Source organism: Nitrospira sp., from assembly GCA_029194535.1.
Classification (GTDB): domain Bacteria; phylum Nitrospirota; class Nitrospiria; order Nitrospirales; family Nitrospiraceae; genus Nitrospira_C.
This window is the reverse complement of sequence record JARFXR010000001.1, coordinates 2,317,995-2,335,157: the sequence shown is the minus strand read 5'-3', so window position 1 is coordinate 2,335,157 and position 17,163 is coordinate 2,317,995. Positions and strand designations below refer to the sequence as shown.

General features: G+C 60.5%; 10 protein-coding genes. 3 read left to right on the top strand and 7 right to left on the bottom strand.

The genetic code is table 11. The annotated features are described in order from the left end of the window. Nucleotides 1-280 precede the first annotated feature (280 nt). Genes P0111_10740 through P0111_10730 form a run of 3 tightly spaced genes read left to right on the top strand, consistent with a single transcriptional unit; the run spans nucleotide 281 to nucleotide 12,018 of the window. Nucleotides 281-9,568: an amino acid adenylation domain-containing protein gene (locus P0111_10740; protein MDF0644500.1), complete on the top strand. Its 9,288-nt coding sequence runs from the start codon at nucleotides 281-283 to the stop codon at nucleotides 9,566-9,568. Continuing rightward, entirely contained in the window at nucleotides 9,565-11,235 is a 1,671-nt protein-coding gene (locus P0111_10735) for a cyclic peptide export ABC transporter (protein MDF0644499.1), read from the top strand. Before P0111_10740 ends, P0111_10735 begins: the two co-directional genes overlap by 4 nt. A gap of 15 nt (nucleotides 11,236-11,250) precedes the next feature. Continuing rightward, on the top strand, nucleotides 11,251-12,018 hold the full coding sequence (locus tag P0111_10730) for a 4'-phosphopantetheinyl transferase superfamily protein (protein ID MDF0644498.1): 768 nt from the start codon (nucleotides 11,251-11,253) through the stop codon (nucleotides 12,016-12,018). Between the two features lie 35 nt (nucleotides 12,019-12,053). On the opposite strand, the gene tadA is transcribed toward P0111_10730, so the two are convergent. From tadA to P0111_10695, 7 genes are all read right to left on the bottom strand, one after another. Beyond that, complete coding sequence (gene tadA / locus P0111_10725; GenBank protein MDF0644497.1) at nucleotides 12,054-12,527, bottom strand: tRNA adenosine(34) deaminase TadA; 474 nt, start codon at nucleotides 12,525-12,527, stop codon at nucleotides 12,054-12,056. 93 nt (nucleotides 12,528-12,620) lie between these two features. Continuing rightward, the gene (locus tag P0111_10720) at nucleotides 12,621-13,640 is read right to left on the bottom strand and encodes an anti-sigma factor (GenBank protein ID MDF0644496.1); all 1,020 of its coding nucleotides are present in this window, start codon (nucleotides 13,638-13,640) and stop codon (nucleotides 12,621-12,623) included. Further along, complete coding sequence (locus P0111_10715; GenBank protein ID MDF0644495.1) at nucleotides 13,637-14,239, bottom strand: sigma-70 family RNA polymerase sigma factor; 603 nt, start codon at nucleotides 14,237-14,239, stop codon at nucleotides 13,637-13,639. The genes P0111_10720 and P0111_10715 overlap by 4 nt, the downstream gene beginning before the upstream one ends. 151 nt (nucleotides 14,240-14,390) lie before the next feature. Beyond that, nucleotides 14,391-15,470, bottom strand: a complete 1,080-nt coding sequence (locus tag P0111_10710; GenBank protein ID MDF0644494.1) for a hypothetical protein — start codon at nucleotides 15,468-15,470, stop codon at nucleotides 14,391-14,393. A gap of 192 nt (nucleotides 15,471-15,662) precedes the next feature. After that, nucleotides 15,663-15,863, bottom strand: coding sequence for a hypothetical protein (locus P0111_10705; GenBank protein MDF0644493.1), 201 nt, complete (start codon nucleotides 15,861-15,863; stop codon nucleotides 15,663-15,665). Nucleotides 15,864-15,881: 18 nt separating this feature from the next. Continuing rightward, nucleotides 15,882-16,199, bottom strand: coding sequence for a tetratricopeptide repeat protein (locus P0111_10700; GenBank protein ID MDF0644492.1), 318 nt, complete (start codon nucleotides 16,197-16,199; stop codon nucleotides 15,882-15,884). A gap of 217 nt (nucleotides 16,200-16,416) precedes the next feature. Continuing rightward, entirely contained in the window at nucleotides 16,417-17,163 is a 747-nt protein-coding gene (locus tag P0111_10695) for a hypothetical protein (protein ID MDF0644491.1), read from the bottom strand.

Here is a 17,163-nt window from a genome sequence, read left to right as displayed (position 1 = left end):
CGTCATTTTTCAATGGGGTTTTCTGCGGGGTGCAAATCGTCTCCATGGCCAAGATTAGGTTTTGTGCTTTGGTTTTACCCGTTTATGTACTATATCTTGTGTACTATTACAGGCTTTGGGACCTCTTGCCGTGCGGTAATACTCACGCGGCGTTCGGCGAGACTCCGGAGGCGGTTCGTCGATACTCGCCTGGTCAGTTCGACGCCGTGCGACGCTATATGATCCCAATCCTACATAATCGTATGCGCGGACATCTCACCCATACCGGATCGCTTGCCGCATGTTGATGCAGGTGCCGAGCTCGATTCCCCGGCTGGACGAACTCTTCTTGTGGCGCTGCGGCCGTGATCCGCAGGCAACGGCGTATGCCTATGTTCGCGATGATCTTGAATTGGGCGAACACTATACATATGAGCGGCTTGCCAAACAGGTCGGCCAACTCGCCACGCAGCTTCGCCGACGCGCGGAGCCCGGCACAAGAACCCTTCTGCTGTTTTCTCCGGGGCTTGACGTGGTCTGTGCGTTCTGGGCAGCAATTCTCGCCGGCCTGGTTCCGGTTCCTGCGCCTCCGCCCGATCCACTCAGGTCAAAGAACAGCCTTCCCGGATTGCTGGCCATTCTCGAGGATGCGTCCGTCTCGTTGATCTTGACCACGTCGGGGGTCGAAACCACACTTGCGCATTTGTCCACCGAAATCGGCGTCGCCCTCCCGCCTTCCTTCACCCTCGATCAACCTCAAGAGCCCCTGCCATCGGAAAAGCAGAATCAGATCCGGCAGGCGGAACAGGGATCTTCAATCGCCTATCTGCAATACACCTCAGGATCGACGACCAGACCGCGCGGGGTGATGATTTCTCACGGCAACGTACTGGCGCAATGCCATGGGTTGACCGTATCGACGGCGGTCGGAGCAGGAAGCCGATCGCTCTGCTGGCTGCCGTATTTTCATGACTACGGACTTGTGCACGGGATCATCGGGCCGTTTTATGCCGGCATACCGGCGTTTCTGATGTCTCCGGTGACGTTTATCCGTCGGCCGCTTCGATGGCTCGAGGCTGTCGACCGTTGGAAGATTTCCCACAGCGGCGCCCCCAATTTTGCCTATGAAGCTTGCGTCCAAGCAGTGACCAAACGGCCAGATTGGACCGCCGAACTGAGCGGCTGGGCCGTAGCCAGTTGCGGTGCGGAACCGATCCGTTCTTCCACGATTGAGGAATTCTGCGGCGCTTTCGCCCCGCACGGCTTCAAACAGACGGCGCTGATGCCGGCCTATGGTTTGGCCGAAGCGACACTGGTTGTCACGAGCGCTCATGTTGACGAGGCTCCGCTGATCTTGTCGGTCGCGGCCGAGAAGCTGGAGATCAACCGTGTGGAACCGAAGGCCGGTCGTGGAGAGGGCATTCGCACGCTGGTCGGTTGTGGGCGGCCGCTTCCTGATGTGCGGATCCGGATCGTTAATCCGACGACCTTGGTCGACTGTCCACCGGACGAAGTGGGTGAAGTGTGGGTGTCGGGACCCAACATCTCGGAGGGCTACTGGAACAGGACGGAACTCAACGATGAGACCTTCGTCTCGGGCGGAGAGGATCGGACGCGACGGTATCTCCGTACGGGGGATCTGGGCTTTCAGCATGGCGGCCAGCTTTTCATCGCAGGGAGACTCAAGGACCTCATCATCCTGAACGGTCGAAATCTCTATCCGCAGGATTTGGAACTGGCGGTGGACGGTTGTCATGTCGGGCTGCGGCGCGGCGGTTGTGCGGCCTTCACGATCGAAGGAGAGCGGACTGAACAGCTCGTGGTCGTACAGGAACTCGAGCGCGTCCGGGATCTGGATACCGATGCGGTCGCCACTTCCATACGGACCGCGATCGCCGAACTCTGCGGCGCTCCGGTCCATGCCGTCGTCTTCGTCCGTTCCGGCGCCATTCCAAGAACCTCGAGCGGAAAAGTCCGGCGTCGCGCCTGTCGAGCCGCCTACCTGACCCGAACACTTGCGGTCGTGGCCTCGCATACGGCGACGGATGTGACAGATCCTGTTTTAGAGGGGGAAGCGCGACCGCTACCGCTGGCGGGGGATGACCGCGAAGCGGCTTTGATCCACGCATTCGCAGATTGTGCCGGCGTCGCTTCCGATCAAGTCCGGCTGGACAGGCCGATGGTCGGCTACGGACTCGATTCCCTCAAAATCACGATGTTCAAGCACCGGCTCGAGTCGGACTTCGGCATCGACGTGACATTCGGTCAACTCTTCGGACAGTGCACGCTCAGGGACCTCGCCCGGATGGGCAACGCACGGGCATTATCCTCCCGCCAACAGCCGGAGGAAGCCGACTCCAGGCTGCCTGGCCTCCGGCGGCGCCAGTTGCAAGCGGTCGGGGACGTTGAACCCGTTCGGCCTAGCAACCTCTCACCGGGTCAGCGGAGGCTGTGGTTCATCGAGCAGATGCATCCCGGAGGGGCGCTCAATCACATCGTGCTTGCGATTCGGCTCTGCGGCCTGCTTCATCGCAGCCGGCTTCAGGACAGCCTGACGGAACTCGTCCGTCGTCACCGGCTGCTGCGGGCCGGCTACTCCGTGGCGGCCGACGAGGTTCAGGAACAAGTCATGACAGAGGTGGATGTCCGGATGCGCCACTTCTCCTTGGCAGACCTTCCGACAGGGAGCCTGGATGACGAAGTTCGAAGGTGGATCAAGGAGGAGACGCTCGTCCCGTTCGACCTGCGCACGCCTCCTCTCCTGCGGGCTCTGCTCCTGGATCGAGGACAGGATGAGCACATATTGGTGCTGACCGTCCATCGACTCATCGCCGACGGATGGTCGTTGCGCGTGCTCATGAGGGAGTTGGCGGCGATCTACAATGCGGACGGCGAAGTAAGCGGGCTTCCGCTCCCGTCGGAGCAAGGATACCGGGAGTATGTCGAGACCCAGCGAGAGGGGACTTCACCGGAACCGGTTTCGCACTTGGATTATTGGACACGTCTCCTCGCTCACTACCCATCCGTACTTCAGATCCCTACGGATCGCACTCGGCCGCGGGTACGGCGATACCTCGGCGGCGCCCGTTACCGCATGCCTGACAAGTCGTTGCTTGAGGAGGTCGAGCTGTTCTGCCGACGGGAAGGGGTCACAAGGTTCATGCTGCTCTACGCAGCATTTGCGGTTTGGCTCCAGCGGTGCGCAAGAACCGACGACATCGCCGTAGGATCGGTGGTGGCCAATCGGCGGCTGTCCGGATGGGAACAAGCGATCGGATATTTCGCCAATACCGTCGTGTTGCGCCTGGATCTGGCCGCAGTCGGCACCGTGCGCGATCTCTTGAGCCGCTCGCGAAGCGTTGTGGCGGGGGCGTACGACCATCAAGACGTGCCGTTCGAGCGGGTTCTGGAAGCCTTGAATGCCCAAGGAAACGGATCTCCGGCCGTTCCCTTCAACGTCATGATCGTCTGGGAGGACGATCCTTTGGCCGACCTGGCATTTCGTGATCTTCGAGCCAGCCACCTGCCCGTCGATGATGTCGCGGTCGAGTTCGACCTGACCCTGCTCGTCTTGAACCGGCGGGAGGGGCTCGAATTCATCATGTTGTACGACAAGGAGATTTTCGACGGCTCGACCATCGATCGGATGCTCGACCAGATCCTGGTGCTGGTGCAGGCGATGGTCGCTCATCCGGCAATGCTCGTCTCCGAGTTGCCGTTGCTGGATGAAGCGGAACGCCGGCTGGTGCTGGAAGATTGGAACGTCACCGGCGCCGAGCTTGCCTGCGAGGACACGATTGCGGACCTGCTCGCGCGCCATGCCCAAGTTTCGCCCGACCACCCGGCCGTCCTGTGCGGAGAGACCCGGCTGTCCTATCGTGACTTGGACGTCCAGTCGACGGCGCTGGCTCGCGTTATCTGTGGGGTGACGAAGGGAAAACCTGTGCGCGTGGGACTGTGTGTCGAGCGTTCCGTAGACAGCCTTGTGGGTCTCTTCGGCATCCTGAAAGCCGGCGCCGCGTATGTTCCGGTGGATCCTGGTGCTCCGGAGCAACGTCAACGCCTGATCTTTGAAGATGCCGGAGTCAGCCTCGTGATCACGCAGCGGCATCTGCGGATGCAACTTCCCTTCGCCGACGACAAGGTGATCGAATTGGAGGGGCTCCAGGAGCCCGGCGCATCGGCGATGCCGACCGGGCCGTTGTCGGCCATACAGCCCGATCAGCTGGCCTATATCATCTATACCTCCGGTTCGACCGGTCGCCCCAAAGGGGTCGAGGTCACGCATCGGGCTCTGCAGCATTCCCTGGCGGCACGGCTGCACTACTATGGAACGGGGGCGGAACGGTGCCTCCTGACCTTTCCCCTGGCGTTCGACGGATCAATTACGAGCATCTTCTGGTCCACCTTGTACGGTGGGACATTGATCGTTCCCCCGGAAGACGCCGCGCGCGACGCCGATCAGCTGGTGGCACTGATCGCGGGGCATGCGGTCACGCACATGGTGCTCATACCTTCGCTGTACGAAGTGATGTTGCGCGAGGGGTCGCCGTCGTTGTTGCAGACGTTGCGGGTCGTGGTCACAGCGGGAGAGAGTTTGCATCCGGACGTGGTGCACCGTCACTACGAGCGACTCCCGAACGTGTCGCTCTATAACGAGTACGGCCCCACGGAGGCGACAGTCTGGACGACCGTGTATCAGACGAACGGCACGGAACAAGGCGTACGGGTACCCATTGGAAGACCCATTGCCAATGCGACGGTCTATCTGCTGAATCCTTCGTTGCAGCCGGTTCCGGTCGGCGTCATTGGTGAACTGTATCTCGGAGGATCCGGGCTCGCCCGCGGATACCATAACCAGCCGGAGTTGACCCGGGAGAGGTTCGTAGACAATCCCTTCCGGCCCGGGACGCGTCTGTACAGAACCGGTGATCTCGGCCTCTTCCGGCAGGACGGCAACATTGAATTCATCGGCCGGGAAGACGAGCAAGTCAAGATTCGCGGGTATCGGATCGAACTGGGCGAGGTCGAGGGCAATCTGCGAACGCTGCCCGGTATCCACGACGCCGTCGCGGTCGTGCAGGCGGCACCGGCGGCGGGGCCGATGCTGGTTGCGTTCGTGACCGTCGATCACAAACCGGCTCCAGCGAGTTCCTATCTCCTGGGTCTGCTCCGGCGAAAGGTGCCCTCATACATGGTACCGGCGGCGATCGCGGTGCTGGACGCGCTCCCGTTGCTTCCCAGCGGAAAGGTCGACCGTACCGCGTTGCGACAGCGGATCGAGGCGACGCAGCCGAGCGGCGCGTCGCCGGCTCGGCCCCGCGATCAGATTGAACAAAGCCTCATTGAACTCTGGTCCGAGATCCTCGGCCGGCCCGCTCCGGATGTTCACGAGAGTTTTTTCACCCTCGGCGGTCACTCGCTGCTGGCGAGCCAGGTGGTGTCCCGTGTTCGCGAGGTCTTCCGCGTGGAGCTTCCCATCAGATCGCTGTTCGACGATCCGACCATCGCGGGTTTGGCCGACCGGATCAGAGCCGAGCAGAGCCGGGCCAACGCTCGACCGCCGTTGCCGCCCATCATTCCGGTTTCACGGGCAAAACCGCTTCCGCTGTCCTATTCCCAACAGCGGATGTGGTTCATTCAACAGCTCGCCCCAGAAGCCACCGCCTACAATCTGTTGTTCGTCTCACGGCAAAAAGGTTCGCTCAAAGTTCCGATATTGCGCCAGGTGGTCGATCGATTGTCCAGCCGCCATGAAGCCTTCCGAACGACGTTTTCCATGACCGCCGCCGGGCCGGTGCAGCGAATCGCTCCCTGGCAGTCTCCTCACCTCGTAGAAATCGACCTGCGCCGGTTGCCGAAGGAGATGCGCGAGCAGGAGGCGCGCCGCATCGCTCAGGAAGAGGGAAGACGCCCATTCGACTTAGAGCGAGGGCCGCTTGCACGCATCTCGATGGTGAAGCTCGATCAGGACGACCATATCCTGATTCTCAATCTGCATCACATCGTCGGTGACCAATGGTCGTTCGGCATTCTCGGGCGGGACTTCGCCTCGTTCTACAACGCGCTGAGCCAGGATCTCCCGCTGCCAGAAATGCCGCTGGCCGTGCAGTACGCGGACTATGCGGTGTGGCAACGCCGTTGTCTGACGGACGAGGTCCTCAAAGATCAGGGAGACTATTGGAAGCAGGCGTTGGCAGACCTGGCCACCGTCAACATACCGACGGACTATCCGCGGCCGGCGATGCAGACGTTCCGTGGCGCCTATTGCGCGATAGACATTCCCGATTCGACGATTGAGACGCTCAAGAAATTCGGCGCGCGAAACAGGGTCACGTCCTTCATGACCATGCTGGCCTGTTTCCAGCTGCTGTTGAGCCGCTATTCTGGGCAAACCGACATCGCGATCGGCTCGCCGATTGCGAATCGGACGCAAATGGCCATGGAGCAGTTGATCGGCACCTTCGTCAACACGCTGGTCATCAGATTGGATCTCGGCGGCGATCCCCCCTTTGTCGAACTGGTCGAACGAGTCAAGGAGGCCTCGCTCGGCGCATTTACCAACCAGGACTATCCATTCGATCGCTTGGTGGATACGTTGCAAACGGCGCGGGATCCCAGCATGCCCCCGCTGATCCAGGTGCTGTTCAACATGGTGAACGCCCCGATCGGGGACATTCAGCTCTACGGCCTCAAGTGGGAGCCGTTCGAAGTCGATCCGGGATCCGCCCAGTTCGACCTGAGTCTGACGATCGAGCTCGAGGTGGCCAAGAAGGCGTACCTCACGTTCAATACCGACCTGTTCAAGCGGGAGACGGCCGTGCGTCTGCTGCGGCACTTCTTGACTCTCTTGCATGATGCCCTCCGGCGTCCGGACGTACACATCTCAGAGCTGGCCATGCTCGGCAAGCCCGAGCGGACGCAGTTGCTCATGGAGTGGAACAGAACGGCTGCTCCGTACCCCCATACCCAGTGTTTCCCCGAACTCTTTGAAGCGCAGGTCCAACGAACTCCCGATGCCGTCGCGGTATCGATGGACGGCACCGGCCTGTCCTATCACGAACTGAACGTCAAGGCGAACCGGCTGGCCAGGCAGTTGATCCGCGCCGGAGTGCAACCCAAGACCCTCGTCGGACTGTGCCTGGATCGCTCCATCGAGATGGTGGCGGGTCTCCTCGCCATCATGAAGGCGGGCGGGTGTTATGTGCCGTTGGATCCGGACTATCCACGCGACAGACTCCGCTTCATGATCGAGGATTCAGGCGCGCCGGTTGTCCTTACGACATCCACACTCGCCGAACGATTCGTAGGTCAGCGCTGTCGTCCGATCTGTCTCGACCGTGAAGCCGCCGACGCCCGACATGAGGCGGACGACAACCTGGCTCCCATGGCGACGACTCAGGACTTGGCCTACGTGCTGTACACGTCCGGGTCCACCGGCCACCCCAAGGGTGTGCAGATTCGACAAGGGTCGTTGATGAATTTCCTGTGGGCGATGAAACGCCAACCCGGATGCGCCGCCGCCGACGTCATGCTTTCCGTGACGACCTTGTCGTTCGATATCGCGGCGCTTGAGATCTATCTACCCCTGTTGGTGGGAGCACGAGTTGAATTGGTGAGCCGGGCCGTAGCCATGGACGGCTGGCGCCTGATGCGTGCGCTGGAAGCGATGCAACCGACGATCATGCAGGCGACGCCCGCCACATGGCGTCTTTTGGTCGAATCCGGCTGGTCTGGAAGCTCCGTTCTGACAGCGCTCTGCGGAGGCGAGGCACTTCCTCCCGATCTGGCCTCCCAGCTTCTCAAGCGAACCAAGGCATTGTGGAACATGTACGGTCCGACCGAAACCACCGTGTGGTCGACGATGGATCGGGTGACGCCGGACGAGGCCGAGATTACGATCGGCCGGCCGATCGCGAACACGGAAGTCTATGTGCTGGATGCACACTTGCATCCCGTGCCCATCGGCGTGCCGGGAGAACTGTTCATCGGGGGAGCGGGACTGGCGCAAGGCTATCATCGACGATCCGATCTGACCCGGGACCGATTCATTCCGCATCCGTTTTCAAGCGACCCTGAAGCCAGGATTTATCGGACCGGTGATCTGGCCCGATACCGCGAAGACGGCAAACTGATCCACATGGGACGGTTGGATACCCAGGTCAAGGTCCGTGGCTTCCGGATCGAACTGGAAGAAATCCAATCGGTGTTGAGCCGTCATCCGAAGATCCGGCAGACAGTCGTCATCACCAGGGCCGATCAGCACGGTTTCAACCAACTTGCCGCTTACGTGGTGGCGGCGGCAGGAGCCGTACCGGCTGCCGATGAACTGCGGGCCTATGCGCGGGCCTTCATGCCGGAGTACATGGTTCCCTCATATTTTGTCATGATGGACAGGCTGCCGCTCACCGCCAACAACAAAATCGACGTGCGGGCATTGCCCGAGCCCGAGACATCCGGCCGTACCGAAGGGGTCGCCCGCATCGCTCCAAGAAACAGTATGGAACTGCAATTGACCGCCCTCTGGCAGCAGGTGCTGGACATGCAGGCAATCGGCATCCACGACAATTTTTTCGATTTGGGCGGCCATTCCTTCAAGGCGGCTCAGCTGTTCTTCCAACTGGAAGCCGTGTTCGGCAGGCAGTTGCCGCTCGCCACGCTGTTTCAAGCGCCGACCATCGCGGATCTTGCGGCGGTGCTCACTCAGGCCAATTGGACGCCGCCCTGGCAATCGTTGGTGGCCATTCAAGCGGAAGGCGTGTTGACGCCGCTGTTCATGGTGCCAGGCGTCGGAGGAAACGTCCTGGTCTTCGCCAAGCTGGCTAAACTGTTGGGAGCCGATCAGCCGATTTATGGTCTTCAGGCGCGCGGCTTGGACGGCAAGGAAGCGCCCTTTACTTCTGTGCCGAATATGGCGGCTCACTATGTCCAGGCAATCAAGCAGGTCCATCCGCAGGGACCGTTCCTGATCGCCGGGGTGTGCACGGGGGGGCTGATCGCCTATGAGATGGCTCGGCAGCTACGGGCGGAGAAAAAGGAGACCACCATCTTCATGCTCGATACCTGGCATCCCGACTCTTATGCGCGCTATCGGCGACGATTGCTCAATCCTGTCTTCATGGGCGCCGTCGTTCTGGGAAAGATCTGCTCGGACATCCGGACGATCGTGCGCCTGCCTCTTCGAGAATGGTGGCCCACCATGAAACGAAAGGGACAGGTCTTGAAGGGCCTGATCGATCAATCCGTCACGGAGCACATTATGGATCAGGATTTTCAGATTCAGCGTCTGACAAAGGCGACCTTGGTCGCCGTGTCACGATACTGCGTGGAACCGATGGACGGCTGCATCGTCAATGTCGTCGCATCCAGGAACATTGTCCGGGAAGGTGTGGCCGACACCCGCCATGGGTGGCAGGACTTGGGAGGCCATCATAGCGGCCGCATCTACCTTCCGGCCGAAAACTCCGGGCGCATGTTCGTGTCTCCCTATGTGGAAGAATTGGCCGGCCACATGCAACGCCGCTTCCGGGGCCATACCGACGCGGGACCGAGCGGGGAACAAGCGAACATGGTGAGGGAGTCGCGATGACTCTGCATTTTCCCCGGTTCTTGTATTTTCTGGTGCAGCGCTCCAGATCAATTTTATTGGCGATGGTGGGCGTCGGCGTGCTCTCAGGCCTGTGCAGCGCGGCCGTGCTGGCGCTGATCAATCGGGTGCTCCAGCACCGCCAAGACGAGGGCGCGCTCCTGGCAGCGGGCTTCGTCGGCGTCGTCATGGGCAAGTTGCTCACGCAAATAGCCTCGCAGCTGATGTTGACCCGTTTTTCCCAGGACATGACGCTGGAGCTCTCCCTGAAGCTGTGTGACAAGATCCTGAAGGCGCCGTTCCATCGCATTGAAGCGCAAGGTCCATCGAATATCCTGGTCACGCTCAGCGACGACGTGAGCATGCTGGCCTGGTCGATCCAATGTTTGCCGAATTTGGCGATGAACGGCGCGATCGTGGCCGGGTGCGGAATCTACCTCGCATGGTTATCCCTGCCGACGTTTCTCCTCGTCGTCACGGCCACCTTGCTGGGGGCATGGGGTTATCGTTGGCTGCATATGAGGGCGTTCGCGACGATCTATTCCTCCCGCGAGGCGCGCGCGCAGCTTTTCCGGCAACTTCGCTCGCTGACAGAGGGCATCAAGGAGTTGATGATGCATCGCAGCCGCCGGAAGGAGTTTCTTGATCTGGAGCTGTACGGAGCGGCTGATCGATGCCGGGTCAGCAGCATCGAGGCGTCCCGACAATACGCGTTCGCCGAAGCCTGGTCCCAATTGGCGTTCTATACGATGATCGGCGTGATTCTGTTCGTCTTTCCCCTCCTGTTTTCGCTGTCTCCCGAATCGCTGATCGGCTATGTGGTGGTACTGCTGTATATGATGGCGCCGATTTGGGGCATCATCGGTGTGTTGCCGACGTTGGAAAAGGGACAAGTCGCGTTCGACAATATTCAAAAACTCGGCGTCTCGCTTGACGAATGGGTCAAACCGGACGTCGTCGATTCGAATGAGGAGTTGCAGGCGACTCCCGTCGTCGAACTGCGGGGAGTCGTCTTCACCTATGCGAGCGACGTCCGGCGAGAGCATTGTTTTTCGCTCGGGCCGATCGACATCGAGATCGAACCCGGGGAACTCGTCTTCGTCATCGGTGGAAACGGCAGCGGAAAATCAACCTTTGTCAAAGTCCTCTCCGGGTTGTATCCTCCCCAACAGGGAGAGATTCGTCTCGGCGGGCAGGTCGTCACCGACGCCAATCGGGCCTGGTATCGCGATCATTATTCCGTGGTGTTTTCGGATTTTTTCCTGTTCGATAAGTTGCTCGGTCTCGATGAATCGTCGGTCGAAGCCGAGGCGCATTCGTATCTTACCCGGCTGCAGATCGACCACAAGGTCACCATCAGCGGGCGTAGATTCTCGACGACCGAACTTTCACAGGGACAACGCAAACGACTGGCGCTCGTAACCGCCTACCTGGAGAATCGGGCGATCTATATCTTCGACGAATGGGCGGCCGATCAGGATCCCGAGTACAAAGAGGTATTCTATCGGCAGCTGTTGCCGGATTTGCGGGCTCGCGGCAAGAGCGTCGTCGTCATCACGCACGACGACCGGTATTTCCATCTAGGCGACCGGGTCATCAAGTTGGAGGAAGGACGTATCGTCGACGCCAGTATGGTCGGACTGCCGGCTCGTCCGACCGTGAGATCATAAGCCATGGACAGGCACGTGCCGGTCCGTCCCCCGTCCATTCCTTTGACTCCCTCCGACCGTATCCTCGACACCGTTGAATCCACCCTACAGATCAAAGACGGCACCATTCATGTGTGGCAATGCGGTCTGGACGACGCCGACTCATGTCTTGATCCGCTCCACTCCTATCTCGACGCAGAAGAGCGATTGCGCGCATCGCGTTTTGTTCACGAAACGGACAGACGACGATACATCGCGGCTCATGGCTGTCTCCGTGCATTGCTCGCCCGATATGCCGGAAGACCGCCGGCCGCATTGCCGCTTGGACGGAGCCGGGCAGGGAAGCCGATGCTGCTGCCGGGGTCCGATTTCTCCACCGTCTCTTTCAATATGTCCCATTCGCATGGCCGGATGTTATTGGCGGTCGCGAAGCATAGGGAGGTGGGGGCGGATCTGGAACTGGTGCGCGAGGATGTCGAGGCGCTCAAGCTGGCCGAGCGGTTCTACACGCAGGCGGAATATGCCGCCCTCACGGCACAGCCGTCGGCGCAGCGGACGCGCCGGTTCTTTCAGTATTGGGTGGCAAAAGAAGCGGTCCTGAAGGGGCAGGGGAGAGGTCTCCCTTCGTTGGGAGAGTGTGAAGTCGACTTCAGCGGCCGGGAACGGCAGGCCGAGATCCTCATTCTTGCCGGCTCGAATATGGACAAGGGATGGCGTGTCCAGTGGCCGTCATGCGGACTCGGATGGGCCGCCGCAGTCGCGTTCCATGGAACGGCGATCCTGCAAGGCATGCCGGAACGGTAGCGTCGGATCAGGCGCGTGTCCTCACCTTCCACCGACTATCCAGCGCTCCGCAACCCCCGAAAAAACTCCTGGAGCAGGGCCTGGCTTTCCTCTTCGAGGACGCGCCCCGTCACGGCCACATGATGATTGAGACGAGGGTTGTCGGTGAAATCAAGGACGGATCCGCAGGCGCCGCCCTTCGCATCTCTGGCGCCGTAGACCACGCGCGGAATTCTGGCGAGGATGACGGCGCCGAGACACATCGGGCAAGGCTCGACCGTCACGTACAACGTCGTATCGAGCAGCCGCCAGGTCCCGGACCGTTTGGCTGCCTCCCGGATGATGATCAGTTCGGCATGTGCGGTCGGGTCCTGCCAGCTTTCTCGGAAGTTATGCGACGAGGCGAGCACCTCCGTCCCCTGCACCAGTACCGCGGCGATGGGAACTTCTCCGACGGCGGTCGCGCATGCGGCGAGGGCCAGCGCCATCCTCATGAAATGCGTGTCTTGATCGGCGGAGGAATCCGGCATGCAGTGTGTCCGGGTCACATATTCACGACAAGGCTTCTCAGGGGCGGTTGTAGCGGGCTTCGTAGAGAGCGTCAAGAGGAGGACCGGCGGGGATCAAGACTGACTGACCAGATACAGGGCTCCGGTCGGCTGCGGTCGCCCGCCCGGAGGTTCCAAACTTACTGCGAATTTCCTGGTTCGCTCGAAATCGGGAAGGCGTTTGACCATGAGATGTGCGGTTTCTCCCGAGTCCATATGGAAGGTGCCGAGGCTCTTGGGCTTTTGATCGATCGCCCACAGCTGATACATCGTCCCGTTGAGGCATTCCGGAAGATTGACCGCGTACATCCACATTTTTTGGGTCTTCTCATCATACAGGAGGAGGCCGGACGCAGTCCTGGCCACCTCCGATCCGCTCAACGACACCACGCGGATGTTCGGCTGCCTGAGAAGCACCGCCAACTCATCCTGCGGCGTTCGTGCGCGGCCGGCCGCGGTCGTCCGGGAGGCGAGTTCCTGCTCCAAGCCCTCAAGTTCGGTCTCTCGTGCGATGAGTTGCTCCTTCAATTCCGCAATCTCATGCGTGCGGCGCTCGCTGTCGCGCTCCAGCGAGGCGAAGGTCCGATCCCGCTCGGCCATGACCCGCTGCAGGCTCACGAGCTTGGTCGTTTGATCCTGCAGGGCGACCTCCAATTGTTCTATCTTGGCCGTGTCGGACGACAGTCGAGTCGTAAAGGTCCATCCCACATAGCCCGCCACCGTGGCCAGCAGCACTGCGGCGATGCCGATTGCCCACGGCAGGGAGACCGAGCGGGCCGGTGTGATGGGTGGGAACAGGTGATTCATCCATTCGCCTGGTTCAAGACTTGATTTCGGTTCGTCCGTTTGCCCGTCCTCCAGGGCCGCGGCAAGCGGATTACGGGACGCCATGATTTTCGCCTTGAGCGTGCGTGCCGGCGTAGTCTGAACCAGACCGAGGGGCAGTATCGCCGCGACAACCTGATACTCCTTCAAGGCATGATGACAGGATGCACATCCAGAGAGGAGATGCGCCTCCAGCGTTTGGCGCTCGACTCGATCCAACGCACCGGTGGCGTACAGCGGCACAGAGTCTTCTATTTCTTCATGAGTCATTCGTCATCACCTTGATCCCAGCAGTGGCGGAGCGTGTCCCGCAATTTGGACATGCCGAGTTTGATACGTGTCTTGACCGTCCCGAGAGGCTGATTCAACCGTGCGGCAATTTCCATGTGGGATAGGCCTTCATAATACGCCAATTCGATAGCCTGCTGCTGGGCAGCCGGCAGACTCGTCATGGCCGACCCGACGGCAAGGCGCAGTTCCTGATCCGTCTGAGTTTCGAACGGGCTGGATCCCGTATCTCTCACCTGCGACGCCGCATCCTGCTCCAGCGGGCCGGTCGTCTGTTGACGGCGCGCCGCCCTGGCCCGCAGACGATCAATGGCGCGGCTTCGGGTCAACGTAATCAGCCAGGCCACCGGCGTGCCTCGACCCACATCGTAGCGGGCCACTTTTCGCCAGACCTCCAAGTAGACGTCTTGAAGTAACTCCTCGGCCTCTTCGCGGCTGCCGAGAATGCGAAGGGCGAGGGTATAGAGCAAGGTGCTCGATAGATCATAGAGTTGACTGAATGCTTGTTGGTCCCCCTTGACGATGCGGGCGAACAACGTCGGGTCGATTGTCGAGGTGGCGCGTCGAGTGGGTGTATCCATACGCTGCGAATCAGACGGTCGGCCTGAGATGTGATCACCTCTCGCCCGCAACCACTATAGCATCTACGAACGGATTGGCCAAAAGGATCTGTATTTAAGTATTGGAGAACGTTGATGAAAAATTCGATCAGTCGGTTGAAGGTCCAGGGAATTAGAGGTAGCGGACGAGATAGCGGGCGGCATCGGCGGCGCCGCTGAAGGAAGGCGCCGCTGCCGGCATGTGTTGGTCTTCGACGACCTCAAAGGTCTCCTCCCATCGCCCAGCCTGAAAGTCCTCTCGCGATAGCTCGCATGAGCGGCCGTACTGTCCGAGAAACTCGACCAAAGGTTGCTCATCGGCAAAATTATGGCGCCGAACGTAGATCACGGGGACGCGCGCCGCGACGGCTTCCACCACGGTGCCGTATCCCGGCTTCGTCATGATCACGTCGACCGATGGAATGAGCGAGCGGAAACTGTAGGGCAGCGAGCCGAGGGGGAAGATCCGCGACGACCGGCGGGTGATCGGACCGTCCACAATGAAGCGGTATCCAGACATGGATTCCATAGCCTCCCAAGGAAGAGAGGTCAACGGAACGCCTCCGAAGCCGACCAGCACCAGCCGCTCGTCGTCGAGAAGTTCCAGTCGCTTCCGTAGCGCCTCATGTACCGGAACGGCCAGTTCCGAAATGGCGCCGATATCCGTCACGTCGCGGAGGGGAGAAAGAGGTAGCCCTGGGGCGATGCGGAGCGCTGAACCGGCCGTGGCATAATGGCCACCGATCTCGGTCAGGATGTCATGCTGGTCCGGCCTGGTCCCATCAATGAAGGGAGTCAGGATGTCGTGCCACGTGAGATTGGCCAAGCAGACGGTCGGGACTCCGGCTTTCGCGCCGGCACGGAGAGCCAAATACGGCGTGTCCGCCACAATCACGCGCGGACCAACCGAGCGAATCGCCTCCACTTCCCGACGCAGGCGTGATGACCAGTCGGCATGGAACCTGGCGTGAGCCTCCCAGGTGGCGGCCACGTCGATATGCATCGGACCTTGCTGAATGCAGCCGATGTCCTGTTGAACCGGCTGCAGGGTCCAGGGAACTCTCAGACGGTCCGTAAAGAACGAAGCCGGTACCAGCGTCCGGAGAATGACCGTGAGATCCGGGATCAGGGCGCCCAACGTATTGAGCACCGGGACGACCTGAGCGGCGTGGCCATAACCATGTCCTGAAATCGCCGCCCAGATTATCGACATGAGGACGTCGTGAATCGGGTCAGTCCGGATACAGGATGTGCGAGAGCGGGTGCAGAATGCGCCGGCGCGGAAAGCCGCCGTCTTCCGAAGACACGGGGGATGAGGGGTGGAAAAGGCAACGGGGCAAGACGCCGGCTGCGGAGTGTGAACAGCAGGTGTCCGAGCCGCAACATCGCCGAGGAGCGCCGGGGCTCAACTGTTTGTGTAGTCTGATTCAAGGGGCGCGATGTTGTATTCCAACTCGAGATCGAATTCTTCGACCAGCTGGTTGAATGTCTGCGCCCCCATGTCGGAGCGGACCTCGTTCATGACCAGATCAATGACAGGAGCCGCGTGCGGTCCGTACTGTGTCACGGCCGATTCGATCCGTTTCCTCGCCTCGTCGATCGTCATGCGCTCACCGAATTCACGTCAAGGTAGCGTTCGAAGCAACCCCTGCATTTCCGGAACCAGATCGACTCCCCCGTTGGACCGGCCGGACAACGCTGCGTCGATCCCGGCCCGCAGGGCCGATTTGGCCTCATCCGGCTTATTGAGTCCGATCAGCGCGCGTCCAAGCGCGAGGTGTGAGGCCACGTGGACCGGGTCCAATTGCACCGCCACCTTCAGATGAGTCGCGGCTTCCTCGTAACTTCCCTTTTCTTGGAGAAGTTTGTTGCCCAAACCGTATCTGCCGAGGAATCCATTGGGATTCTTGGCTACCATCTGGCGAAAGGCTTCGATGTCCATGCGAGGTCTCCATTCCGGCGCATCATACCATCGGCGCTGTGCTGCAGCCAGTCCCAACATGCTGTGACCGACAGATGCGGAAAGCTCTCGTAGTGGAGCCCCACAGCTTGAGCCTACTCCGCCGAAGCATGTCCTCCTTTGCCAAGGCTTCGGAAGACAACCGTTGCGCCTCCCTCGACGGCCTAACAGCCGTGGTTTCCTGCGCAGGCGGGTGAAGCTAGCGGCCCGATTGGGTGAACACGGGAACCACCGGGACCGGTGGAGAGCCCGAGTGTTTGGGTTTGACGGACACCGACCTGATGGGATTGTCGGGAAGCGGGGCGCTGCTGGCGGTATAAAATGAGCTGTCCTGCACCAGCTGCTCCATGACCACGGTCAAGCAGGATTCGGTGACGAGGCCCTTCAGTTCGTCGATCATCAGCGGGGTCGCTCCGAAGAGGTGAAATCGGCTCGTGCCCGCCGACCGTCCTTCATATCGCTTGATCTGTCCGTCCCATCGCTCGAGCTCAAGCGTCATGTGGGAGGTATAGTCGTATTCCAAAGGAATCACGGGTGTGAGCAGGAACATCGACGCTCCGATCACGATGCCCTTCCAGGCCGCGGCGCCGGAATGCGGGTCCACAGCCTCGTTGATTACCAGTCGGGCGTGGATGGTTTTCCCCTGCGTCGATGCGCCGATATTCTCCGTGGAATCCAATCTGGAAAACAGTCCGATCTCCCGCAAGGAGCCCAGAAACCGCCGGTCTGTGTCCTGCGAGGGATTCTGCGGGGAGCCGTTCCTGATCAACTGGACGCGATCCAACAAGAGCGGAACCTGTTCCTGTTGCAAGATGGTTCGAACCGTTCCGTGAGGGGCGCGCGACGCAGCGTCGTCGGCCAATTCAATCCAACGTGAGCAAGAGCTGAACAACAGCAGCACCGCCAACAGGCTGACACAGGTATTACCGGCTTGCATGCTTTTCAC